General features: G+C 39.3%; 21 protein-coding genes, 3 tRNA genes and 1 pseudogene. 12 read left to right on the forward strand and 13 right to left on the reverse strand.

What is annotated here, in order from left to right; genetic code table 11:
- Window positions 1-54: 54 nt before the first annotated feature.
- Window positions 55-973: pseudogene (locus tag AC5YD2_RS01410) on the forward strand (IS5 family transposase).
- Between the two features lie 235 nt (window positions 974-1,208).
- Here the strand turns inward: AC5YD2_RS01410 and AC5YD2_RS01415 are convergent.
- Window positions 1,209-1,299: transfer RNA gene (locus AC5YD2_RS01415), tRNA-Ser, on the reverse strand.
- 123 nt (window positions 1,300-1,422) lie between these two features.
- Here AC5YD2_RS01415 and AC5YD2_RS01420 point away from each other — a divergent pair.
- Window positions 1,423-3,303, forward strand: coding sequence for a potassium transporter Kup (locus AC5YD2_RS01420; protein WP_496124606.1), 1,881 nt, complete (start codon window positions 1,423-1,425; stop codon window positions 3,301-3,303).
- Window positions 3,304-3,461: 158 nt separating this feature from the next.
- Here AC5YD2_RS01420 and AC5YD2_RS01425 read toward each other — a convergent pair whose 3' ends face one another.
- Complete coding sequence (locus AC5YD2_RS01425) at window positions 3,462-3,821, reverse strand: hypothetical protein (protein WP_496124607.1); 360 nt, start codon at window positions 3,819-3,821, stop codon at window positions 3,462-3,464.
- A 403-nt stretch (window positions 3,822-4,224) separates the two neighbouring features.
- On the opposite strand from AC5YD2_RS01425, the gene AC5YD2_RS01430 reads away from it, so the two are divergent.
- Together AC5YD2_RS01430 and AC5YD2_RS01435 are read left to right on the forward strand one after the other, a co-directional pair.
- On the forward strand, window positions 4,225-5,301 hold the full coding sequence (locus AC5YD2_RS01430; protein ID WP_496124608.1) for a DNA/RNA non-specific endonuclease: 1,077 nt from the start codon (window positions 4,225-4,227) through the stop codon (window positions 5,299-5,301).
- Between the two features lie 72 nt (window positions 5,302-5,373).
- Window positions 5,374-5,619, forward strand: coding sequence for a hypothetical protein (locus AC5YD2_RS01435; protein ID WP_496124609.1), 246 nt, complete (start codon window positions 5,374-5,376; stop codon window positions 5,617-5,619).
- Between the two features lie 130 nt (window positions 5,620-5,749).
- Here the strand turns inward: AC5YD2_RS01435 and aqpZ are convergent, their stop codons facing one another.
- The 4 genes from aqpZ to hisF all read right to left on the reverse strand — a co-directional run bounded on the left by aqpZ (window position 5,750) and on the right by hisF (window position 9,519).
- On the reverse strand, window positions 5,750-6,442 hold the full coding sequence (aqpZ, locus tag AC5YD2_RS01440; RefSeq protein ID WP_496124610.1) for an aquaporin Z: 693 nt from the start codon (window positions 6,440-6,442) through the stop codon (window positions 5,750-5,752).
- A gap of 830 nt (window positions 6,443-7,272) precedes the next feature.
- A complete protein-coding gene (locus tag AC5YD2_RS01445) occupies window positions 7,273-8,073 on the reverse strand; it encodes a hypothetical protein (protein ID WP_496124611.1) in 801 nt (266 codons plus the stop codon).
- Between the two features lie 77 nt (window positions 8,074-8,150).
- Entirely contained in the window at window positions 8,151-8,612 is a 462-nt protein-coding gene (locus AC5YD2_RS01450) for a hypothetical protein (RefSeq protein WP_496124612.1), read from the reverse strand.
- Window positions 8,613-8,760: 148 nt separating this feature from the next.
- Window positions 8,761-9,519 carry an imidazole glycerol phosphate synthase subunit HisF gene (gene hisF, locus AC5YD2_RS01455; protein WP_496124613.1) on the reverse strand — a complete coding sequence of 253 codons (759 nt, stop codon included), beginning with the start codon at window positions 9,517-9,519 and terminating at the stop codon, window positions 8,761-8,763.
- 113 nt (window positions 9,520-9,632) lie between these two features.
- Between hisF and AC5YD2_RS01460 the strand changes: the two genes are divergently transcribed.
- The 4 genes from AC5YD2_RS01460 (at window position 9,633) to AC5YD2_RS01475 (ending at window position 12,140) form a co-directional block, all read left to right on the forward strand.
- Complete coding sequence (locus AC5YD2_RS01460; protein ID WP_496124614.1) at window positions 9,633-10,583, forward strand: homoserine kinase; 951 nt, start codon at window positions 9,633-9,635, stop codon at window positions 10,581-10,583.
- 37 nt (window positions 10,584-10,620) lie between these two features.
- On the forward strand, window positions 10,621-11,250 hold the full coding sequence (locus tag AC5YD2_RS01465) for a DUF1294 domain-containing protein (RefSeq protein ID WP_496124615.1): 630 nt from the start codon (window positions 10,621-10,623) through the stop codon (window positions 11,248-11,250).
- A gap of 123 nt (window positions 11,251-11,373) precedes the next feature.
- Window positions 11,374-11,766, forward strand: coding sequence for a DUF4870 family protein (locus tag AC5YD2_RS01470; RefSeq protein ID WP_496124616.1), 393 nt, complete (start codon window positions 11,374-11,376; stop codon window positions 11,764-11,766).
- Between the two features lie 56 nt (window positions 11,767-11,822).
- Window positions 11,823-12,140 carry an antibiotic biosynthesis monooxygenase family protein gene (locus AC5YD2_RS01475; protein WP_496124617.1) on the forward strand — a complete coding sequence of 106 codons (318 nt, stop codon included), beginning with the start codon at window positions 11,823-11,825 and terminating at the stop codon, window positions 12,138-12,140.
- Window position 12,141: 1 nt separating this feature from the next.
- Here AC5YD2_RS01475 and AC5YD2_RS01480 read toward each other — a convergent pair whose 3' ends face one another.
- The 3 genes from AC5YD2_RS01480 to AC5YD2_RS01490 all read right to left on the reverse strand — a co-directional run bounded on the left by AC5YD2_RS01480 (window position 12,142) and on the right by AC5YD2_RS01490 (window position 14,632).
- Window positions 12,142-13,032 (reverse strand): DMT family transporter, encoded by an 891-nt coding sequence (locus AC5YD2_RS01480; protein ID WP_496124618.1) that lies wholly within the window; start codon window positions 13,030-13,032, stop codon window positions 12,142-12,144.
- Between the two features lie 110 nt (window positions 13,033-13,142).
- On the reverse strand, window positions 13,143-13,874 hold the full coding sequence (hisA, locus tag AC5YD2_RS01485; RefSeq protein WP_496124619.1) for a 1-(5-phosphoribosyl)-5-[(5-phosphoribosylamino)methylideneamino]imidazole-4-carboxamide isomerase: 732 nt from the start codon (window positions 13,872-13,874) through the stop codon (window positions 13,143-13,145).
- Between the two features lie 68 nt (window positions 13,875-13,942).
- The gene (locus AC5YD2_RS01490; protein ID WP_496124620.1) at window positions 13,943-14,632 is read right to left on the reverse strand and encodes a 3'-5' exonuclease; all 690 of its coding nucleotides are present in this window, start codon (window positions 14,630-14,632) and stop codon (window positions 13,943-13,945) included.
- A 98-nt stretch (window positions 14,633-14,730) separates the two neighbouring features.
- Between AC5YD2_RS01490 and AC5YD2_RS01495 the strand changes: the two genes are divergently transcribed.
- Window positions 14,731-15,138 (forward strand): helix-turn-helix domain-containing protein, encoded by a 408-nt coding sequence (locus tag AC5YD2_RS01495; protein WP_496124621.1) that lies wholly within the window; start codon window positions 14,731-14,733, stop codon window positions 15,136-15,138.
- A 38-nt stretch (window positions 15,139-15,176) separates the two neighbouring features.
- Here AC5YD2_RS01495 and AC5YD2_RS01500 read toward each other — a convergent pair whose 3' ends face one another.
- From AC5YD2_RS01500 to hisB, 4 genes are all read right to left on the reverse strand, one after another.
- Complete coding sequence (locus AC5YD2_RS01500; protein ID WP_496124622.1) at window positions 15,177-15,698, reverse strand: DUF805 domain-containing protein; 522 nt, start codon at window positions 15,696-15,698, stop codon at window positions 15,177-15,179.
- Window positions 15,699-15,777: 79 nt separating this feature from the next.
- Complete coding sequence (locus tag AC5YD2_RS01505) at window positions 15,778-16,323, reverse strand: DUF805 domain-containing protein (protein WP_496124623.1); 546 nt, start codon at window positions 16,321-16,323, stop codon at window positions 15,778-15,780.
- A gap of 151 nt (window positions 16,324-16,474) precedes the next feature.
- On the reverse strand, window positions 16,475-17,092 hold the full coding sequence (hisH, locus tag AC5YD2_RS01510) for an imidazole glycerol phosphate synthase subunit HisH (RefSeq protein WP_496124624.1): 618 nt from the start codon (window positions 17,090-17,092) through the stop codon (window positions 16,475-16,477).
- Window positions 17,092-17,685: an imidazoleglycerol-phosphate dehydratase HisB gene (gene hisB, locus AC5YD2_RS01515; RefSeq protein WP_496124625.1), complete on the reverse strand. Its 594-nt coding sequence runs from the start codon at window positions 17,683-17,685 to the stop codon at window positions 17,092-17,094. Before hisB ends, hisH begins: the two co-directional genes overlap by 1 nt.
- Window positions 17,686-17,779: 94 nt before the next feature.
- On the opposite strand from hisB, the gene AC5YD2_RS01520 reads away from it, so the two are divergent.
- From AC5YD2_RS01520 to AC5YD2_RS01530, 3 genes are all read left to right on the forward strand, one after another.
- Entirely contained in the window at window positions 17,780-18,157 is a 378-nt protein-coding gene (locus AC5YD2_RS01520; RefSeq protein ID WP_496124626.1) for a GNAT family N-acetyltransferase, read from the forward strand.
- 246 nt (window positions 18,158-18,403) lie between these two features.
- Window positions 18,404-18,479: transfer RNA gene (locus tag AC5YD2_RS01525), tRNA-Phe, on the forward strand.
- Between the two features lie 141 nt (window positions 18,480-18,620).
- Window positions 18,621-18,696 (forward strand) — tRNA-Phe (locus AC5YD2_RS01530).
- Window positions 18,697-18,721: the final 25 nt, after the last annotated feature.

The raw sequence follows: 18,721 nt of genomic DNA on the forward strand, positions 1-18,721 counted from the left end.
GGCTTTGTTGCACAAACCTAGCATAGAAGGCTTATTGGGCAATATAATTTCAAAATGAATAAGCCTGTCCCTAAAATTTATCGTACAACCAATTGGTCCTCCTATATGAGCAGTATACTGCGAAGACTGATTAACCGAGGCAATATTTCCATTTGGTTTGATCCAAAGACTCAGTGGTATGCACAGTCACAAGGCAAACAAGGTCGAAATCAAATCTCTATTTCGACTCTCTTTACGTATGGTCACAGGTCTTGTTCAGTGCCTCATTAGACTTAATGGGGTAGATTGGACAGCCCCAGATTACACGACGATTTGTAGAAGACAAAAGCATATTGATATTGCGATTAGCTATCAAGAAAGTCGTGATGGACTTCCTTACGCAGTACACTGCTCATCATGGACTCTACTGGTTTGAAGTTTCTAGGTGAGGGCGAATGGAAGTGTAAGAAACACGGGCCTGAATATCGTCGCCAGTGGCGTAAACTTCATATTGCTATAGATGCTGAAACCCTTCAAATACGTGCTGTACAACTCACCACAAATAATGTCAGTGATTCACAAGTACTCGAAGATTTACTTGCTCAAATTCCACTGGATGAGCAGATTCATTCAGTCTATACAAGCTGGTGCTTATGACACAAAGCACTGCCGACAAGTCATTTTAGATCGAGATGCACATGCGACCATTCCACCAAGAAAGAATGCAAAGCCATGGAAAGATCAGCAACTAAGGTCTATAGAGCGGAATGAGTTATTGAAAACAGTCAAACGTTTAGGAAGATCCCTTTGGAAAAAGTGGTCTGGTTATCATCGTCGAAGTTGGGTGGAAACCAAAATGCATTGCATCAAATTATTGGGCGATACATTAATATCAAAGAGTTTCCCTAGTCAGGTGAACGAGATTCTTGCAGGCGTAGGAGTACTCAACAGATTTACAGAATTAGGTCGCCCTCATACTCAAGTTGTCACTTAAATTTGGCTCACTTAGGTTAGCTCTGCCTTGCAAGCCTTTGTGCAACAAAGCCGTTGTTGGTACAAAATCAGTACTTCTCTGGATTGGTGGTCAAAATTTAGCTGATTTGAACGTATACCGAGAAAGTTGTCGGTATACTACCGTAATCCACCGTATTGTATCGGACGTAAAAAAGGCTTAATCCTTTTAGAATCAAGCCTTTTGCACTACGGTAAACTACTATAAAAATCGAATTTGGCGGTGAAAGAGGGATTCGAACCCTCGAAACGCTATAAACGTTTACACACTTTCCAGGCGTGCTCCTTCAGCCACTCGGACACTTCACCAAGGCGAGCGATAATAACCAATATTTTAGCTTGTGCCAAGCTGAAACAATTGATTTGCAGAAAAAGTTTAATCGCAGTGTTATGATGGCGAAAAAATCCTGTCTAAAATTTGAAGACAACACTATGCAAAGTACTGCAAAAAAAGCGGCCTTACCTGCCATCACACTGGCAGCACTCGGCGTGGTATTCGGTGATATTGGAACCAGTCCACTCTATGCACTCAGACAATGTTTTCTCACAGCACATATTGCGATTACCGATGCGACTGTATTGGGCATCTTGTCACTCATATTTTGGTGCATGATGCTGACCATCAGCTTTAAGTACGTCAGTGTGATTATGCATGCGGATAACAATGGTGAAGGTGGGATCATGTCATTATTGGCATTGAACCTGCGTTCGACCCGCATCGCAGATCAAAAGAAAATTTACCTGATTGCTTTAGGTTTTATTGGTGCGTCACTATTTTTTGGTGACGGGATTATTACACCAGCCATTTCAGTACTTTCTGCAATTGAGGGTTTGAGCATTGCAACGCCAATGTTCAATCAATGGTTAACCCCTTTAGCAATTGGTATTTTAGCAGGGCTATTTTTGGTACAACGCCATGGTACAGGAACGATGGGTAAGCTCTTTGGTCCATTAACTTTGGCATGGTTTCTGTCCATCGGTGTGTTGGGACTTTGGAGCGTGATGCAAACTCCATTTGTATTGGCAATGGTGAGTCCACATTGGGCAATTAACTTTGTCGTACAACAGCCCTATGTTGCATTTTTAACAATGGGTGCTGTGATTCTCACCATTACAGGTGGTGAAGCTTTGTATGCAGATATGGGACATTTTGGACGACTGCCGATTAAATTGGCATGGTTTATTATTGTACTGCCGTGTTTATTGCTGAATTATGCAGGACAGGGGGCATTATTACTGCGTGATCCAGCGGCATTGGAAAACCCCTTTTATTTACTGATACCAGATTGGGCTTTATACCCAATGATTGGTTTGGCCACTGCTGCAGCGGTAATTGCCTCTCAGGCAGTCATTACAGGCGTTTTTTCAATGGTCAATCAAGCCATTCAATTGCGCTATTTACCACGTTTAACGGTTCAACACACCTCGCAGGTTGAGCGTGGGCAGATTTACGTCCCTTTCATTAATTGGGTATTGTTTATTTCCGTTGTGATTCTGATTCTATTGTTTGAAAACAGTGCCAACTTAGCCAGTGCTTATGGGGTCGCAGTGACCATGACCATGCTGTGTGGGACAGTTTTGATCAGTATCTTGGCTTATGGTGTTTGGCGTTGGCCGATGTGGAAAGTCGCATTATTTGCAATTCCATTGTTATTGATCGATTTGATTTTTGTCGCTTCAACCTCGTTAAAAATCATGGATGGTGGATGGGTGCCGATTTTGATTGGCGCTGTGGTATATACCATTTTGATGACATGGAAAGATGGACGCCAAATTGTGTTGAATCGTCTTGAGTCTGATGCATTGCCGATGGATTTATTCATTAAAAGCGTGAGTATGAGTAATGAAACACCCATCGTTCCAGGGGATGCTATTTTCTTAACAGGAACGCCGAATATTGTGCCACATGCGATGTTGCACAATATTAAGCACAATAAAGTTTTGCATGAACGCAATATTATGGTCACGGTAGTGACACGAGATGTTCCTTTTGTATCGGATCAAGAACGGATCAATGTTGAAAAAATGGATGATCGATTCTTTAGAATCTTTGTCTATTATGGCTTTAAAGATCAGCCGAATATTCCGCAAGCGCTACAGCAAGCTTATGAAGATGCAGGTGTCGAATTTAACATGATGCGGATCAGTTTCTTTATTTCGCGGGATCGCCTGATTCATACGGTGGGTGATGGTATGGCGCCGTGGCGGGAAAAATTATTCATTTCGATGCAACGAAATACCAGTCCTGTCAGTGATTTTTACCATATTCCACCGAACCGTGTGGTTGAGATGGGAAGTCAAATTGAGATTTAACCGAGGGGCTTGATTTTAGTCGTGCAGATTTTGATTTAACAGCGCTCAAAAAAGCCAAGGTTTAGAACCTTGGCTTTTTGTTTATTTTTCTATGTATAAAAGTCTAAATGTATTAAACCTGACTCAATACAATCAAAACTGGCACACTATATCTATGTTTAGTTGGTTGGCTCAGCAGGTTGAGGTGCTTCAGCATTTGCATCAGGCTGCGCGACAGCAGGCTCTACAGGCGCGATTTGTCCCTGAGCTTCAGTTGATGCACTCGGTACTTGAGTTGATATTTGATGAGGAGCAGGCTGCGCTACGTTGGCGTTTGGTTGCCCTTCAGCTAACTTAATTTGACCGCTTGATAACAGCTCATTTAAGGAACCCGGTTGACCATTTACAGTCGTGGTCACTTTAGCTTTTGATAAACTTTCAAGTGTTTCACCTGCCTGTACAGGTGGTTCAGCAAATGCTGAGAAACTAGCAGCAGATAAACCCGCTAAAAGACTGAAAGATAAAATTTGAGTACGCATAAGAAAAGACTCCTAAGATGAGAATTCAGATTTTGAAATTACCCATTCGATTTGTTAAATAATAAGTAATTTATTAAGTTAAGTTAAAACTCTGAATATCGATGCAAAAATCACAACTTACCTTGTCATAATGGTTTGTATCTAATCAATAAAAAATACTTAAACCCATCTATTTACCCCAACAAACACATTACAAACACAACAATTGGTTACGTGTGGTGCTGTTAATTTATACAAAAATTGCAGAAGCTTTATTCACTTGAAAATTCACTTGATATACTTGGTGTTGATTGCTTGTTAAGCTGTTTAAAATTGATCATTGACCAAATGTATCGTGCATACATGACTTGTTCATGCATCGAATAAATCATCAACTAAACGTGTTTCTATTGGGTAAAGTCGATTGAGTAATTTCGTGATAAAAGCTGTGTTAGGACTGGTTGCCGCAAGTAGTTTTGCGATTGCATTTGGTCAAGAAAAAATTTCACAATTCATTCCGTTTAGTGGAAGTACCAATAATGCGGCTTGTTTAAATCAATTTTATCGTGAAACGCCACCTTATTTAGTCAAAGAGAGCCTGACAAAAAATAGCTATCCGCTGTGCTATAACGGTTTTAACGTCATGTATTCTGGCGTGTCTAAAACGCCTCTATGGGTGGCAGAAAGCCTCAGCGTCAAAAGATTAAGTAGCAAAATTAAGCGAGAAGATAATTTTCACGAAGAAAGTCGCGTCAGTGCAAAACATCGTGCAACGTTATCAGACTACCGTGGTTCGGGCTATGACCGTGGTCATATGGCGCCGAATGCTGATATGTCGAATAAAGAAGCGCAGTTTCATAGCTTCTCACTGGCCAACATGGTGCCTCAGTCACCTAAAAATAATCAGCAAGTGTGGCGTGAACTGGAAGAAGCGACTCGTGCGATGGTCACTAAACATAAAAATGACGTATACGTGGTCACAGGCCCTGTATTTAGTGGTAAAAAACTCAAGACCATTGGGGATGGTGTGATCGTCCCCACTGCGGTCTATAAAGCGATTTATATTCCGAAAACGGATGTGATCGGCGTTTATTATGCACCCAATGACAACTCTTTAAAGGTGAAGATCATCAGTGTATGTCAATTGGAAGAAGAAACAGGGATCAATCTTTTTCCACAATTAACCGCAGAGCAGAAGCGCAACACCTATCAGTTGCCTTTAAAAGCGACTCAAGTCAAAGCCAATCAAAAAATCGAATATTTGCAGTGGGATGCAGAAAGTCAGTGCGCTGAAGACGTATCGAATGACAATTTAAAAGCATTACAAAAGAAATTTGAACCACCCAAGTCCACGAGCTTAAATGAAACTACATCAACAACAAATAGTTCAAATTCATCAAACCAAAATGAAGCACCAAAAATTGATGAAGACACACAAGATGCAATTGTGAAGCGATTGATCGAAATCGTGATGCAATTTCTTTTACAATTTTTTAAATAAAACACGCCATATTCTGCCTGAATCCATTATATTTTTAGGCAGAATATTGATGAACAATGAGAACAATAGCGTATGTTTAAACCTTTTGAAAATGGTACAGAATCACATTCGATTCACGACTTAACTTTAGAAAATGATTTAGATCGCGTCAATGTCTATGGCAATTTACAGATCGGAAAAGATCAAGCAGGTCTTGAAGCAGCCAAAGTATTACAACGCTATTTAAATGAGATTGTCACGTATTTGGAAAAGCAGACTGATTTACCTGCTCAAATCGAGAATACAGGTGACAACGAAATAGAAAATCCATTTCTTTAATATGTATTGATTCGAATTTAAAAATTAAAAAGCCTGCATTGCAGGCTTTTTAATTTTTGATTCTAAATTTTAACTTCTAGCGCTTAAATCTAATACTTAATTCTAGTATTTAGACTTAGCTTAGTAGATTCTATTGATCTTGATTACCAGCAAAGCCTTTATAGATCAGTGCACCAATCACCGCCCCGATTATTGGAGCAACCCAGAATACCCATAATTGACTTAAAGCAGCAGTTTCAGCAAAGAAAGCCACACCTGTACTACGTGCAGGGTTCACCGAAGTATTGGTCACTGGAATACTGATCAAGTGAATAAGCGTCAATGCAAGACCAATTGCGATTGGCGCAAAGCCTGCAGGTGCACGTTTGTCTGTTGAACCCATAATGATAATTAAGAAGAAAGCGGTTAGTACGATTTCAATTAAAATCACTGAAGTCAGTGCATATTGACCTGGAGAAAGTTCACCAAACCCGTTGGTTGCAAAACCACCCGTACCGACAAAGCCAGCTTGACCTTGAACGATGAGGTAAAGAACGAATGCTGCTGCTGTCGCCCCCACCACTTGAGAGATAATGTAGGGAACGAGATCTTTAGCATCAAAACGACCACCGACCCATAAGCCGATACTGACCGCGGGGTTAAAGTGACCACCTGAAATATGTCCGAGTGCATAAGCTGCTGTGAGTACCGTTAAGCCGAATGCTAGTGATACGCCAGCAAATCCGATGCCGAGTTCAGGGAATGCTGCTGCAAGCACTGCACTACCACAACCACCGAAGACCAGCCAAAACGTACCTAGAAATTCTGCAAAATATTTATTCATGTTATAGAACCTATATGGTTATTAATTTTAAAAATGATTTTTTTATTCATTTTAGTGATCTGGATTTTAATCTACTTTTAACCAAAAAGAAAAAAATAGGATAAATCACCCTAATTCTTGTTTAAACGGTTCATTCGCCATTATTGTAGCGGTAGTCCTATCCATTGTTTAAAGGCATGTTGAAATGCATATGATCATTGTATGCATTCGAATTAGTGATGCAAACAGGTGTGTCACCAAGCCATGGTTTCACTACATACTGGGACAAGTGTGATTTCATCTTCGGATTTACAAGAGCAGAATCTACTTGGCATTTGACTATCTATCAGTGATGAAGTCTACATGGGTAAATCGCTCAGTTCATTCTATTTTTCCTGCAAAATGGGGCGACGGAATCAATTACATTTCTGATTGGGCACGATCGAAAGTGCATAGAACACCCGACTTAACACATTATGAGTCAATTTTCTGGCGCGAATAGTCTATAAATCATTCAGGAATTGTCAGTATTTTTGAAATCTTTGGTGTTATAGTCAATGGGGGGGAGTAAATGAGCAGCTTAGTCAATGAGCAGCTTAGTCAATGAGCAGTTTAGTAATGTTGGATGAAAAGCCGAAGGTTTATTTTTAACTCACTGAATCATCTTGGTTTTTGGAGCTCTCGGGCTCTTTTTTTTGTGCAGAATATTCTATTATTTATCTCGATGATGTATAGCTTAGCGCATGATCATTACACTATTCAGTTAAACGAAAATCTAAGCACTGTACGTGAAAGAGATTAAAGTAGCAGGCTAGTTATACTGTTTCATTCACGTACATAGATGGGCAAACTCATTCAGTACACTCATACTTAATTGTAGCGTACTCAAGTATACTTTCATCTCCTTTATTTAGACCTTCATATTCTGTGACATTATCACTGCCATTCATAAATTGTATTGTTGAATTAATTCGCTCTTGCATATAAATCTTATAAGCTTCTTTAGCAGGAGCTAAACAATCACTTACTTCAATGGCATCTATTTCTTTACTTGTTTTTTGTAAATCTAATATCACAGGAAGTAGCCCAATACGAGGGGTAGAATAAACAACCTCCAATTTACTATCCCACATTTTTACAAATGTGATTAAGGCATCTGCTCCATTTTTATTAGCCTTTTTAATTTCTTCAGGTGTAAATGTAGCTAATTTTAATGGTGGTAAATTAAACGTAAATTGTTCTTTATTATTTTTTAAAGGGAGTTCAAGAGTCATACTATTTGCTTTTTCTAAAGATTTTACCAATGCTCTAGCAACTTCTTTATCCTGAATAAAAGCAGTATTTTTTGAAGATGAAGATAATTTCAGTGTTTGTGGTTCGTTATTATCCACTTTAATTACTGCGTAACAATTTGTATTGCAAGAATACTCATTATTATTAAGGGATAGTTTTACATTTGGTGCTTCTTGAGGTTTTTGCTCTAGTAAAATCTCTATGTCATTATTATTTGATGGAATAGATGCTAAATAAATTTTATTACTTCTAACCTCATCAATTTTCTCAGAATAAGACCATACATTTTCTTTATTACAACCAAATAGACCTATTGTTGAGATTAGAACGCAAGAAAGTAATTTAATATTGGATGGCATTATTTCTTATTCAAAGTTGTTATCGCATAAGTTAATGATATTACTTTATATAAATAAAAACACGTATTATCAAATAACTATGCGTTTTTGATCGGTTTAGACAGTTGAGTGAGGTAGTATCGTCCAGCCCAATCGGTAATATCTTTGGAATAACTAAAACAGAGAGGATCACCTTTTTTAACTTGAGCCAATAAAGGGTAGTAGTGCTGTGTTAAAGCATCCCCGTTGAATTCGATGATTTGGTTCTGATCTGTTTTGAATTGGTAGATGACATTGTCTGTTGGTATCAGTTGATCTAAGGGCAGACGTTGCTGGTAAGTGCCACATTCTTTCATTTGTTGATGTGATTGAAAGGCTGTTAAATTCTTATTGAGTTTGTAATGGTCGATGCCATAGCAATAGATCATCCCCAATAGAATCGTGGATAAGAACATTAAGGCGATCGAAAACTTCAGATCAAATTTGTAGTATCGACACATGATGGCAATAGCGCTAAGGCTCAATACAGCAACAATGAAGAAACTGGTTTCTAGAGTCATTATGATTATAATATCTGATAAAATGAAAGTTTAATGGTCAAAAAAAAGAGTGTGTTACTACACTCTTTTAATCATTCAAAATCGAACTGTCAATCAGATCTTGTCGTATTCAAGTTCAAAGCCTGAAGATAAAGACATTGATTTAGGCTTAGAGACGCATTTCAATCCCTTGATTTGCAAGATAAGCTTTTGCTTCAGGAATGGTGTGCTGACCAAAGTGGAAAATCGAAGCAGCCAATACCGCATCTGCGCCACCGTGAATAATACCGTCGGCTAAATGTTGTAAGTTACCGACTCCGCCAGAGGCAATCGTTGGAATGGTGACACGATCATTGATTTGACGCATGAGGGCTAAGTCATAACCTGCTTTGGTGCCGTCAGCATCCATAGAGGTAATCAGAAGTTCACCTGCACCGAAATCTGCCATTTTCACAGCCCATTCAATTGCATCAATACCTGTTTCTTTACGACCGCCATGGGTAAAGATTTCCCATTTATTGTCACCTGTTTTTTTAGCGTCAATGGCCACCACGATACATTGAGCACCAAAGCGTTGAGAGGCTTCTTGAACAAATTCAGGATTATAGATGGCAGCAGAGTTAATGCTGACTTTATCTGCACCAGCATTGAGTAGTAAACGAATATCTTCAACTTTACGGACACCACCACCGACGGTCAGTGGAACGAATACACTTTCCGCCATACGTTCAACGGTACGGTATGTGGTATCACGACCATTTGAGGTTGCTGTGATATCTAAAAAGGTAATTTCATCTGCGCCTTGTTCGTTATAGCGACGCGCAACCTCAACGGGATCACCAGCATCACGGATATCTAAAAACTGAACACCTTTCACTACTCGACCGTTATCTACGTCAAGACAAGGAATAATTCGTTTAGCAAGCATAATTTTTTCCAAAAATAACAGCCGATTATGAAACTTCCAGCTAGAGGTGCTACACCTTCTCAGTGGGAGAGGTTATTCTATCAAAATTATGTAAGTTTTTTTGCAGGTTTTGTATGTCGGTCTATACCACTTTGACTTTAAAGGAAGTTCAGGATTTTTCAGCGCCTTATGGATTAGAGGTGATTGACCTGATTCCGATTCAAGGAGGTATCCAAAATACAAACTATTTTTTGGTCTGTGACAATGCTCAGCAATATGTTTTAACGATTTTTGAAGAAATGGATCAGCAGGGGGCAGGCGAATTAATCCCTGTACTCGAACATTTAGGTAAAGTGGGTTTAGCGGTTCCAGTACCTCTCAGTCATAGCGGCCGTTCGATCCAAATCTTAAAAGATAAACCTGCACAAATCGCACCGCGTATGTTGGGTCAACATCCCATGCCATCGACCATTGGACAAGTCGCTGAAATTGGTCGTGCTCAGGCGCAAATCCATGTGGCGTTAAAAGATTTCCCATTGGAGCGTGCTGAATATCGTAATCATGCGTATTGGCGTAGTGTTGCTCGAGAGATCAAGCCGACGTTGAGCCCAGCAGATACAGTGCTTCTGAATAATGTATTGGGTTTATACGATGTGTTAACAGCGATGTATCCGAACCGCCCAACTGGTTTTATTCATTCGGATTTGTTCCGCGATAATACTTTATTTGAAGATGATCAATTGACCGGTATTTTAGATTTTTATGAGTTGAATAAAGACGAATGGTTATTTGATATTGCCATTAGCATCAATGACTTCTGTACCAATTATCCTAATGTCGATTTAAATGAAGCCAAGGCTCAAGCTTTCCTTGAAGCCTATGAAACAGTTCGTCCGCTGACTTCAGATGAAAAGTCTTGTTTAGAGCTGTATTTGGCGATGGCGGCAGGACGTTTTTGGATGATGCGTTTACAAGTGGCTCAAAAAAATGCAGCACTTGGGCGTACAGGTGAGGATATTTTGCAGAAAAATCCTTTAGAAATGCGTGATATGCTGGTTGAACGCTTAAAATTTGTTACTGCTTAATGGTTTAAACTGCTTTAAAATAGGAATAGAAAACACAATGCGCGATCAAGGTCGGTTAGTAGAATGGTTTGATGATAAAGGCTATGGTTTTATTCAACCGAATGATTTATCCAAAGATCGCGTGTTTTTACATATCAAAGATTTTGCCCGTCAAGGTCCACGTCCGATTACAGGATGTGCCTTGGAGTATGTGGTGCAATTGGATGGTCAAGGGCGTTATAAAGCCAAACAAGTAACGTATTTGAAAGCATCGCAAACGCAAAAGAAAAGTCATCAACAATCAAAGCCTCAAAAAAATAAATCAGCAAATAATCTACAACCGATGCAAATCGCCTGCATCACTTACATCGTAATCATTGCCTTAATGACCATATCAGGTGCGTTGAACAGTATGGTGTTGCTCTTCATCAGTATCATTAATGCACTTACCTACTGGATGTATGCGCAAGATAAGGAGGCTGCACAGTCGGGGAATCGCCGTGTGCCTGAAAATACATTGCATATTTTGGCATTTTTAGGTGGCTGGCCAACGGCATGGTTGGCACAACAGCGGTTACGCCACAAAACACAAAAACAACCGTTTCGTAAAATCTATTTCTGTACCATAGCCTTTAACATACTGTTGATTGGATGGTTGATTTCACCATTCAATACTTTGAATTTCTAATCAATCGATCTACCTCCTATCTACAAATTTTAAGATCGTTGATATTTAGAATGAGTTAAATTTTGGGAAACAGCATACGTTCAAAACGAACTCAGAATGCACATAAAATAATCAGGATAAATGATGAATTATTCAGTTGATCAAGATTCAAATCGAACGTTAACTATTGCTTTATATATTCTTTATATTGTTGCGATTTTCTCAGCAGGTATTTTGGCGATTGTGGCTTTGGTGATTAACTATATTAAAAGAGGTTCAGTCCAAGGCTCAATTTTTGAAAGTCACTTTACTTGGCAAATTCGAACATTTTGGTGGTATCTCATTTGGAACATTATTGCATTTGTTCCGTTTATTTTCTTATTCTTTACCAGTGATAACCCCAATGCATTCGCTGGTGTGGCTTTAGGTGCAACGACATTCTGTATTGCGGTGATTGGTTTATCTTGGCTTTGGATTGTCTATCGTGCAATACGAGGCATTATTAAGGTCAACGATAATAAGCCGATGTATCGTTAAAATGTATCTATAAAATAAAACTGAGTTTATAGAATAATTAAGATCAGGACATAAAAATGATTATTGAGCATGTTCATTTAAAGATTAAAGTGGGTCAAAGTGCTGATTTTGAGCTTGCTTTTCAGCAGGCAAAACAAATTATTGCGCCTATGCACGGATTGAATGCTGTTCAATTGATTAAACATATTCACGATAAACATCGCTATATTTTGATGATCTTTTGGGATCGTTTAGAGGATCATACAGAAGGTTTTAGACAGTCAGAAGCTTATCAGCAATGGAAAGCATTATTGCATCCTTTTTATGATCCGCATCCTGAGATTGAGTATTATCAACCGTGCATGATGTTGAAGAAAAAAGAGCGCCCAGACTAAATCAGGGTTTCTTTAAAAACTTGGGGCGCCACTCACTTAAGATCACACTGAGCACAATCAAAAATCCTCCGACTAAGGCTAAAGCGGGTAATCGCTCACCTGCCAAACGTCCAAACAGTGCTGCCCAAATGGGTTCACCTGCATAAATGATCGCAGCTTGTGAAGGATCAACAACGCGTTGAGCCCAATTCATTGCCAATTGAATACAGGCACTGGCGATACCCAAAGCAACTAAAATTCCAATCAATTGCCCATTAAATTGAGGCATTGTTGTCTCGCCGAGTAGGGGAGCCATAATAAAACAAATGAGTGACGCGAAGATCAGTTGCAGTGCCGTAACTCGACGGATATTCACTCGACCTGCAAAATGACTGATGAGGATGATTTCAAAAGCAATCGCTATCGAACCTAACAGTGTGAGTACTTGTCCATAGTTGAGTTGGATTGCACCAAAGCCACTGCCAGTGAGAAAGACCAATCCAACAAAGGCCAACCCAGCACCTAACCACGTCATGATATGTGGTTTATTTTTAAAAATGAGCCACATGATGATTGGAACAAGTGGAACATACAGTGCTGTCAAAAATGCAGACTCGCTACTGGTAATGGTTTTCAATCCAACGGTTTGAGTTCCATAACCAATCGCAATCACCAGTCCAATGAAAAAGCCCGCTATCCAATCTAAACGCGTAAAATCATGTAGAGAGCGATAAGAAATCAGGCTCACGGCGATTGCAGCGGCGGCAAAGCGTAAAGCCACAAATAAAACGGGACTGCTAAAATTCAAGCCATATTGAACAGTGATAAATGATCCACCCCAAATCATAGTGATGAAAATCAAGACCAGTTGTGGAGCTTTAGATTGAATCCAAGGAGAGATAGAAGAGTGCATGAACGTTGTGTTGTAAAAGTTAGAATGAGATAAGTCAAAGATAATAAAAACAAAAAAGAGGTCTTTTGACCTCTTTTGAGCACTAGCTAGAGACTATTAAAGTATAGCCCTTAGAAAGAACGATCATCCCACAAAGCTTGAGCTTCACGAAGATTTAAAGTGCCTTCATAGATCGCACGACCTGTAATCGCACCTAAAATACCTGGCTGACCTTTTAAGTTACGTACGTCATCAAGATTGGTCACACCGCCAGAAGCAATCACAGGTAGACCTGAATAAGTTGCTAAATTCACAGTTTGCTCGATGTTGACACCTTGCATCATACCATCACGCGCAATGTCAGTATAAACGATGCTAGAAACACCAGCATCGGCAAAACGCTTCGCTAGGTCAGTTGCTTTAACGTCAGTGACATTTGCCCAACCGTCAGTCGCGACCATACCATTCATGGCATCAATACCCACAATGATATGACCTGCAAATTTCTTACAGGCTTCTTCAACAAAGGCAGGGTCTTGAACAGCTTTAGTGCCAATGATGACAAAAGTCACACCCGCTTCTAAGTAATGCTCAATGGTTTCTAGCGAGCGAATACCGCCACCGATTTGAATCGGTAAATCTGGTTGTGCTTTAGCAATCGCTTCAACCACAGGCTTATGAATTGGCGTACCTGCGAAAGCACCATTTAAATCAACTAAATGTAAACGACGCGCGCCTTCATTGACCCAATGTTGTGCGGTTGCTACTGGGTTATCAGAAAAAACGGTATCGTCTTCCATGCGACCTTGTTTGAGACGGACACATTTACCATCTTTCAGGTCAATTGCAGGGATGATCAGCATGCTTTCGCTCCTGGCCTTAATTTCATTGAATTTGTTGTGTGTCATCTTAACAAAGTATTGTTAAAACGCTAAGCGTCGAATTCATGCTTTATTTTATCGGGTCGTATTCTTAGTTTTAATGAAGTGTTGGGAATATGCTTAGGCAGATGTCCTAATCTTAATAATTCTTCAAACACTAAAACCGGTGCATAAGCGTCGGCAGCAGCATAATCAATTTGGTCAGGACTTAAAACTTTCTTAGCCCAATTGGATGTACTGACTTTTTTACTTTTTTGAAAATGCACCTTAAAAAGCAGTGCCATGGCATTTTTGAGTCCGACTGGATTACTCAAGCCAAAAGCACTAAAGCATTTTGAAAGTTCAATGACACTATTGAGTTCAATCCCTTTTTTTCTAAAAAGATGAGCATCATTTTTCAATCCAAAACCAACTTTGATTTGATCACGACTCTCTAATATAGGCTTAAGAAATGAAAGTATTTCATCATTGACATGAAATAAATAAGCCTGTTCAGCGCTTGCAAGTTGGATAAGATGAGGGCCAGTCGAAGCTTCACCTTTGACAAAGGTGGGTTTCGACTCGCTATCAAATCCTAAAATGGCACAGGCGCTCAATTCATTTTTGATCTCTAAACATTGATCAAATGAATGGATGACCGTTATTTGATCTGCATCAAGATTTTTGAAACGTGGTAAACATTTAATTTGTTCAGACGTTGGAAGGACACCTTCTTTTGAATCCACATGATTTTGATGCATGGTCGATATTAAATTGATAGAGAATATTATTTATAGCAATATTTCATCCTATAATGGAAGGCATCATGCAGCTAATGTGCAGAGTTGAGGAAAATAATATGAATAGTCCCGATGATGATTTATTTAGTGAAGGTGCTAAACGGATTAAGCAGTTGATCAAAGAAAAAAATATTAAGCCAACCGATATTGTTAATGCGCTAGGGGTGTCTAAAGAGGCAGTGTCAAAGTGGGTGCAAGATTCAGCGACTCCGAATGCGCAGAATTTAATTGAGCTTGCAAAGCTACTCAGTGTGACTGAGCGTTGGATTGCAGAGACAAAAGATACTAAAAAATCAGAATCATTTGATCAATCGAAGCAAGGAATTTCGCTTAAAGAGGCTTCAGCAGATCAACTGATTCACGAGCTGAAATCACGTTATGCGGAATTAAATCTCAAAGCTGAAATTAAAGTAAGTGTGGAACCTATTGAAGGGGGATTTGTCTCTAAAGAGGGATTCGAAGATTAAAACAGCCCACAAAAGTGAGCTGATATGCATCTAGGTTTTTACTCTTGTTGGTGTTGTTGAATCTGTTGATATTGTTGCATTTGGGCACGTTCTACATAGTTTTGATAGCTTGGAATAAAAATTGCTGCAAGTAAACCTAAAGGGAATATTGCAATGTAGAGCCAAGCAAGAATCTTTTCCCAAGTTGCTGTTGAACGAGGTGCTCCATAATTGTTACGACCTGCATCACCTTTGGCAAAGATTAGATAAAGTATAAGAATAAGATTAGCAACTGGGACGAGTACTAATAGCGATAGCCAGCCTGAATGATTGCGATCATGTAAACGGCGGATTGCAAATACAAAAGTAACGTAGAAAGCCCCAATATAAATAATGATAACTGGAATGAACGCTACTAGAGAGATATTTTCAGGCTGTAGAGATGTTCCAAAAATCATGGCTGTGATGCCAAGAAGCATTAAAATAATAATCGAGCTGAGCATGGTCCATCCTAAATAAGATAAACGACCAAAACGTCCTGATGCACTCAGGGGATTATCATTGGAATTATTGTGATTCATTTTTATCTTCCCAGTTGTAGAAGTGTTTTAAGAAAAGTGAATGGTTAAATTTATAATCAAGCTAAGGCTTTACCGATGCCTATCTCAGTAATAAAGGTAAAACTGTAAAGCTGAAGTTAATAATAACAAACGAAGCCAGAATAAGATAAATGGAAGCTAAAATGGATTCCCAAAGTTTAGTCTCTCGTTTATGTCCATATTGATTAGGGTGTAAACTGCCTGGAGCAAGTATCAAATAAAGTCCTACGGCGATATTGATAAGAGGAATGAGGATTAATATAGACCACCAACCCGAATGATCGCGATCATGGAAGCGTTTGATACTAAAAAGTAGAAAAGGAATGATCCAAATAAGATTCAAAAACGTCCCTAGTGAAAAGAAATCAGTGAGATAAGCATCACTGTCCAGATCTTCAAGTGTCATTGGCGTTAAAGTGGCTATTAATATGACGATTGCGATATAAATAAGACCAAATAAGATTGACGAAGCCAAATAGTTAAAGCGACCAAATCGACCTTCTAGACTCCAAATAGAGGGTTGAGGGGTTGAGTGTTGTTCTAAAACTATCACATCTGAAAATGGTGGTGGGGTTTGTGATGGATTATCAATTTTATGATCTTTCATTTAGGTGCCTATTTATTGTATGGAAATAAAATTTATATTTAGAAAGCAAAATTTTTTATTAGTATGAAAAATTAAATAACACGAAATAATTTCTAGAGAACTTCACAGGTCAATACATAAAAGTGACCTGTGAAGCTCAATAGCTAAGAGATTAAATCTTCCATTCCACAAAGTTTTTTAACAGTTGTAAGCCCGCTGTATGACTTTTCTCAGGGTGGAACTGCGTTGCGAACAAGTTTTCTTTGTGAATCGCTGTACAGAAATCGATGCCATAGTTACATGTCGCAGCAACGATGCCTGATTGTTTTGGTTCTACATAGAAACTATGCACGAAATAGAAACGCGCATCCTGATCAATGTTATTCCACATCGGATGGCTTGGATCTACTTGATGCACTTGATTCCAGCCCATATGTGGCACTTTCAAACCGTCTAAATCTGGAAAACGTTTAACCACACCTTCAAAAATACCGAGTGCATCAGCACCGCCATTTTCTTCAGAGTGTTGCATCAATGCTTGCATACCCACACAGATCGCAAGAACAGGCTTATTGAAAGCAGCATGACGTACGACTTCATCAATCCCTGCTTCATGCATGCCTTGTATACAGTCACGCATAGCACCGACACCAGGGAATACAATTTTATCTGCTTGTGCAATTAACTTTGGGTCATTGGTCACATCAACAGTTGCTCCAACGTGTTCTAACGCTTTGGCTGCTGAGTGAAGATTTCCCATGCCATAGTCAAGAAGGGCAATACGGGTCATTACAACGTACCTTTAGTTGAAGCGACAGTGTTTTCAGCACGTGGATCAACTTCACATGCCATACGTAGTGCGCGTGCAAACGCTTTAAATACGCTTTCAATTTGGTGATGGCTATTTTTGCCTTTTAGGTTGTCAATGTGAACTGTCATCAATGAATGGTTCACGAAACCTTGGAAAAACTCAGAGAATAAGTCCACATCAAAACGACCAATCATGGCACGTGTAAATGGAATATCCATAAACAACCCTGGGCGACCAGATAAATCAACAACAACGCGGCTTAAAGACTCATCTAAGGGCGCATAGAAGTGACCATAACGGCGTAAACCTTTTTTATCACCCAATGCTTTGGCAAAAGCTTGACCGAGCGTGATACCACAGTCTTCTACCGTATGATGATCATCAATTTCTAAGTCACCGTCGCAATGGATATCAATATCAAAAAGGCCATGGCGCTTGATTTGATCGATCATATGGTCTAAAAAAGGAATACCTGTATTGAGGGTGCCTTGACCCGTACCATCAAGATTCACGCGAACACTAATTTTGGTTTCGTTTGTGTTTCTTACCACTTCACTGATACGTTGCGTCATAGACACGTTCCTCAAAAACGTTAAAAATGATGAATGTAGATACTTCGCTGGAACGAAAGTCCCAGCATATTAGATTGCTCAGGAGGGTTAATCAATGCCTATAACAGTACATGCAAAAACTTCACTGGATAATCAGGAAGTTCGTGAACAGCTTGAGCGCTTATATGACACCAGTCCAGAATTTAGTGATGGTCAGGATGCCGTTGAACAACTTGAGCAAAACCTCACACAGTATACAATACTTTACACCGCAGAATTTAATACAAAAATAATCGGTGCTGTATGGGTCACAGGACAAGGTGAAAGCCGAACGATCGAAAATATCGTGGTACATCCAGCCAACCGTGGTCGTGGTGTAGCTGAACGCTTAATCAGTGAAGTGTGCCGATTTGAAGAAGAAAAGGGGGTTCAAAAATTCGAGCCAGGCTGTGGAGCAATTCACCGTTGTTTGATGAGTCTAGAAAAAATTTAATTGATGGCATGCAATAGTTTTAAATTATCTGTTTTCGTTTTAGAGTTTCATTTAAGCGAATGAGCTAGAGACATGTTCATCTGGCCCTACTATTTTGAAAGGCAAAATTGATAGATTTGAATCTGATGGAAATTTAAGCGTTCTGACTGAGTTTGAGTAATATTTGTTTTAAAAGTAGCCACTTAAAAGGTTTTTTGCAAATCAGACTTGACGCTAACTCGCTGAAACTGTTTAATACGCGTCATCGGCGTGATAGCTCAGTAGGTAGAGCAACGGATTGAAAATCCGTGTGTCCCCAGTTCGATCCTGGGTCTCGCCACCATATTTAAAAAATCTCTGATAAATTCAGAGATTTTTTTTGCCTATAATTCGTGTATTGTTTGCCTAAATAGTATGCGAACGAATAAAATAACGCTGAATTATATTGACTAATGTGCCGAGTTACGGCTTAATACACGGCATCGGCGTGATAGCTCAGTAGGTAGAGCAACGGATTGAAAATCCGTGTGTCCCCAGTTCGATCCTGGGTCTCGCCACCATATTTAAAAAATCTCTGACAAGTTC

The sequence above is a fragment of the Acinetobacter sp. CY73 genome (assembly GCF_059515865.1).

Excerpts from the sequence above, each read along its gene's own strand:
- AC5YD2_RS01420 (WP_496124606.1), top strand. The coding sequence starts at position 1,423 with ATGCAAAGTACTGCAAAAAAAGCGGCCTTACCTGCCATCACACTGGCA.
- AC5YD2_RS01425 (WP_496124607.1), bottom strand. The coding sequence starts at position 3,821 with ATGCGTACTCAAATTTTATCTTTCAGTCTTTTAGCGGGTTTATCTGCT.
- AC5YD2_RS01435 (WP_496124609.1), top strand. The coding sequence starts at position 5,374 with ATGTTTAAACCTTTTGAAAATGGTACAGAATCACATTCGATTCACGAC.
- aqpZ (WP_496124610.1), bottom strand. The coding sequence starts at position 6,442 with ATGAATAAATATTTTGCAGAATTTCTAGGTACGTTTTGGCTGGTCTTC.
- AC5YD2_RS01445 (WP_496124611.1), bottom strand. The coding sequence starts at position 8,073 with ATGCCATCCAATATTAAATTACTTTCTTGCGTTCTAATCTCAACAATA.
- AC5YD2_RS01450 (WP_496124612.1), bottom strand. The coding sequence starts at position 8,612 with ATGACTCTAGAAACCAGTTTCTTCATTGTTGCTGTATTGAGCCTTAGC.
- hisF (WP_496124613.1), bottom strand. The coding sequence starts at position 9,519 with ATGCTTGCTAAACGAATTATTCCTTGTCTTGACGTAGATAACGGTCGA.
- AC5YD2_RS01460 (WP_496124614.1), top strand. The coding sequence starts at position 9,633 with ATGTCGGTCTATACCACTTTGACTTTAAAGGAAGTTCAGGATTTTTCA.
- AC5YD2_RS01465 (WP_496124615.1), top strand. The coding sequence starts at position 10,621 with ATGCGCGATCAAGGTCGGTTAGTAGAATGGTTTGATGATAAAGGCTAT.
- AC5YD2_RS01470 (WP_496124616.1), top strand. The coding sequence starts at position 11,374 with ATGAATTATTCAGTTGATCAAGATTCAAATCGAACGTTAACTATTGCT.
- AC5YD2_RS01475 (WP_496124617.1), top strand. The coding sequence starts at position 11,823 with ATGATTATTGAGCATGTTCATTTAAAGATTAAAGTGGGTCAAAGTGCT.
- AC5YD2_RS01480 (WP_496124618.1), bottom strand. The coding sequence starts at position 13,032 with ATGCACTCTTCTATCTCTCCTTGGATTCAATCTAAAGCTCCACAACTG.
- hisA (WP_496124619.1), bottom strand. The coding sequence starts at position 13,874 with ATGCTGATCATCCCTGCAATTGACCTGAAAGATGGTAAATGTGTCCGT.
- AC5YD2_RS01490 (WP_496124620.1), bottom strand. The coding sequence starts at position 14,632 with ATGCATCAAAATCATGTGGATTCAAAAGAAGGTGTCCTTCCAACGTCT.
- AC5YD2_RS01495 (WP_496124621.1), top strand. The coding sequence starts at position 14,731 with ATGAATAGTCCCGATGATGATTTATTTAGTGAAGGTGCTAAACGGATT.
- AC5YD2_RS01500 (WP_496124622.1), bottom strand. The coding sequence starts at position 15,698 with ATGAATCACAATAATTCCAATGATAATCCCCTGAGTGCATCAGGACGT.
- AC5YD2_RS01505 (WP_496124623.1), bottom strand. The coding sequence starts at position 16,323 with ATGAAAGATCATAAAATTGATAATCCATCACAAACCCCACCACCATTT.
- hisH (WP_496124624.1), bottom strand. The coding sequence starts at position 17,092 with ATGACCCGTATTGCCCTTCTTGACTATGGCATGGGAAATCTTCACTCA.
- hisB (WP_496124625.1), bottom strand. The coding sequence starts at position 17,685 with ATGACGCAACGTATCAGTGAAGTGGTAAGAAACACAAACGAAACCAAA.
- AC5YD2_RS01520 (WP_496124626.1), top strand. The coding sequence starts at position 17,780 with ATGCCTATAACAGTACATGCAAAAACTTCACTGGATAATCAGGAAGTT.